This window comes from uncultured Marinobacter sp. (genome assembly GCF_963974375.1).
In the GTDB taxonomy this organism is placed as follows: Bacteria; Pseudomonadota; Gammaproteobacteria; order Pseudomonadales; family Oleiphilaceae; genus Marinobacter.
Genome location: NZ_CAXBDN010000349.1, coordinates 1 through 3,429 on the forward strand (window position 1 = coordinate 1; position 3,429 = coordinate 3,429).

2 protein-coding genes and 1 pseudogene are annotated in these 3,429 nt (G+C 53.8%); 1 reads left to right on the plus strand and 2 read right to left on the minus strand.

Annotation, left to right across the window (positions count from 1 at the left end; all coding sequences use genetic code 11):
• Positions 1 to 97 precede the first annotated feature (97 nt).
• On the minus strand, positions 98 to 1,606 hold the full coding sequence (gene ltrA / locus AAC035_RS19765; protein WP_339806836.1) for a group II intron reverse transcriptase/maturase: 1,509 nt from the start codon (positions 1,604 to 1,606) through the stop codon (positions 98 to 100).
• A 676-nt stretch (positions 1,607 to 2,282) separates the two neighbouring features.
• Positions 2,283 to 2,723, minus strand: a pseudogene (locus tag AAC035_RS19770) (IS3 family transposase); the annotation flags it as partial.
• Between the two features lie 244 nt (positions 2,724 to 2,967).
• Here AAC035_RS19770 and AAC035_RS19775 point away from each other — a divergent pair.
• Complete coding sequence (locus AAC035_RS19775) at positions 2,968 to 3,384, plus strand: hypothetical protein (protein ID WP_339806835.1); 417 nt, start codon at positions 2,968 to 2,970, stop codon at positions 3,382 to 3,384.
• Positions 3,385 to 3,429 lie beyond the last annotated feature (45 nt).

Consider the following 3,429-nt stretch of genomic DNA (forward strand, 5'->3'; position numbering starts at 1 on the left):
CTCCAGAGTAGAGTAAGAGGCAGGGCGTAGTCGAACTATCTCCCTGCCTCTCCTCTCCGAACCGGACGTGCACCTTTCAGCGCATCCGGCTCTCCGTCTAAACGCTGGCAAATGCCATGGCGACTTCGGGAAAGCGAGAGGTCCACGTGTTTCTGGACTCTGTCCTCAGGTAGGGATTACCTTCCGGAAGACGCCAGCGGAATCGCTTTTTCCCGTGACCGACGAGTCGGTACAGAATAGCTCCACTGAATAGCCCCTGATTGGTTTTGCCAAACAGCACCCAAGTCTTACTTTGACCAGAAGCCGGGGCTTTGAACCAGTGGCGCATCAGTGGTTTGAGCCGGGAGCGATATTTGCGGCCCAGCCAATGGGCCAGTTTCCAGAACACGACACCATCAATGTAGCTGAAGACTTTCGCTTTGTGATCGACGAACTGATAGAACGCCGCCCAGCCTTTCAGCTTTCGGTTGATGGATTCGACCATGTCGATTTTGCTTTCACTATAATTGCCTGACAGCTTGGCGGTTAAAGATGCTGCAAAGTTACGTGCCTTATCCCGGGGGATTGTCGTCACCACCCGCATGTCGCCATAGCGGCTCCGCTTGCGGATGATGCGATGCCCCAGGAACACGAAGCCGTCATTCACATGGGTAATCTTGGTCTTATCCATGTTCAGTGTCAGCTTGAGAGTTCCTTCCAGCATCTCCCGGCATTCTTCTCTAATCGCCTCTGCCTGGGCTTTGGTGCCCTTGACGATAACCACAAAGTCATCGGCATAGCGGCAGTAGGCGACGGCTGGCTTCCATTGTCGGTTCTCTCGGATGGCTGAGCTTCGACCGATTCGGATACTGTGGTTCCAGTACCATCGATCCTTTCGGGCCTTTTTGCCGAGGTAGCGCCTATTCAGGTACTGATCGAACTCATGCAACATGATATTCGATAGCAGTGGCGATATAACACCGCCCTGAGGTACGCCCTCACTTGCTGCCCGGAAAAGACCTGCATCAATATGACCGGCTTTTATGAATCGCCAGAGAAGGTTCAGGAACCGTCGGTCCCTGATTCTGCGACGTACAGCTTTCATCAGAAGCCGGTGATGCACGGTATCAAAGTAGCTGGACAGATCCCCTTCAATGACCCAGCGTCCGCGCGTTTCCTTATTGTCCGTCAGTTGCAGTTTCACTGTACGGATCGCGTGATGAACGCTCCGCTCCGGTCGGAACCCGTAGGAGAGCGTATGGAAGTCGCTTTCCCACATGGGCTCCATCGCCATTAACATGGCCCGTTGAACGATGCGGTCGCGTAGGGTCGGGATACCCAGTGGTCGTTGCTTGCCGTTGGCCTTTGGGATATACACCCTTCGGGCCGGTAACGGCTGGTAAACATCGGAGAGTAAATCACTCCTGATCTGTTGAAGAATAGCCGGCAGCCTGTCCTGCACAGTCAGCTTGATCTCTCCGTCTATCCCGGGCGTGTTTGCCCCTTTGGAAGACAGAGTGACCCGAGCCGCTTCTGCGAGCCAGTCAGGCTGTGCTATCAGGCGCAACAACCTGTCCACCCGGCGGGTGGGGTCGGTTGTTGTCCAGGTCGCTAGCTTGCGTTGCATTTCGCTGATTATCAAAGGTCTTCACCTTGTTTGGTCAGGTAGTTTGCTTGGCAAACACGTTTAAACTGCTCCCCTTCGCCATGTAATGGGCTTTCCCCATCGCGGACTACTACGGGAGCTCCGCCAGTCAATTCGGCTTCGGGGTCATGCCCCCTTGGCATCCGATATTGACCTTCCCCGGTTTACCTATCTGGACTTCAACATGCTGAGGAGGCTGCCCATCGCACTCTTTACCCTTGCTTGCCGCAAGTTGACAGGAAGCAGCAGTCCGTTCTGTGATGGATACTGCTGTCCCGAAGCCCGACATACCTATCCGGACTTCTTCGTCTGGCAGCGGCTACATTTCCAAGCTGCCTTACCTTCCTGTACGGCTTATCAGGTCACGTAAGCCGTGGTGACATTTCAACCCACAGAGGCGGATCAATGGGTTCATGTTCTTCAGCCTTTCAGCACTCAGCCTTGAGGATCATCTTGGATTAGTGACCTCGCCTCAATCCCCGTTGTCAGCGGGTTACATCACCCTGCGGGCATACCACAGGTCACTGCCGCTCAGGCTCACCACCCTCACAGTAGGTGGGATTGTTTCGTTACCCCTTCATGAGATACTGGTTCAATATTCCAGATAGACTCGTGGTCCATTTGAGCTTCCATGCTCGCCCTGAACTCCGGGCACACTGTAGGTGATATCACCACACCAGACCTGGTTAGGCCGTTCTACTGCAAACTCCCGGTCCAGATGGTTCGGGATATCCGGTCGTTCAACGGTGGCCTGTTTGTAGGCATGAGGGCCTGGCTGCTTACAGATCAATCCCAGCTCGCACATCAGTCGTCGAACCTTGAAGCGACCGACGACAACGCCTTCCTCGCTGAGCAAGCCTTTGATTGTTCGGCTGCCGGCAGAACTGCGACTCTTGGTAAACAGGCGGTTTACCTGAGCCTTCAGGGTCAGGCGCTCTATATCTACACGGCGCCGCCGTTGGCGGTACTCGTAATAGCTTGAGCGGCTGATTTCAAACGCTTCACAGACCCGTTCAATTGACTCCTGCTCCCCCAACCGGTCTATCAGCGCGTACGATTCATCTCGTCCGACATCAAGAGAGCAGTAGCCTTTTTTAAGGTTCATCGCGGGTTAGCGTGAGAAAGTAGGCGTTAAGCGGTTTGTTCGGGCCGCCATGTTGGAGATTCGCTGAGTTGAATCCGACAAAATGGCCTCGTAAGCGTCGAGAAAATTTACAGAATGGTCACCAAAAGATGGTCGGCGCTATCGTTTTGTGTTTGGTTTAGCGCTGTTTTCTTTAACTCGGAACTGATATTGCAATCCGCAGACCACCTGAGTAGCAAGCCAAAAAGGGGGGGGACCGATGCGAAGGGTATTTCTGAGTTTAATCGCGTGCGTTCTGGCTGGTAATGCATATTCTGGCCTTATAACGCACAATAATTACACGCTGGACACCGATACTAATATCGTGACTGGTGGAGGGCTTGAGTGGCTCCAGTGGGATGAGACGCTTGGGCTTTCCATAGACGATGTCACTGATCCGAATAGTCAATACGCGCAAGCGGGCTGGAGTGTGGTAAGCGATCAGCAAATGGCGGCGCTATTTAACGAATGGGCCTTTGGGCCTGCGGGATATGTCTGGGGTACTGACGAGACGGTAACTCAAGGAGTTTTCGAGTTTGGGGCGACCTTGCCGGAGGTGCTTACCTATCAGTTCACCGAGCTATTCGGCGCGACGTTTACCTCGTCGTCTGGAGCGACCAATTTGAAGAGCCTGTAAATAAATCTGTGTAACTGCCCACCCCATTACAGGTGGCCGTCCAGG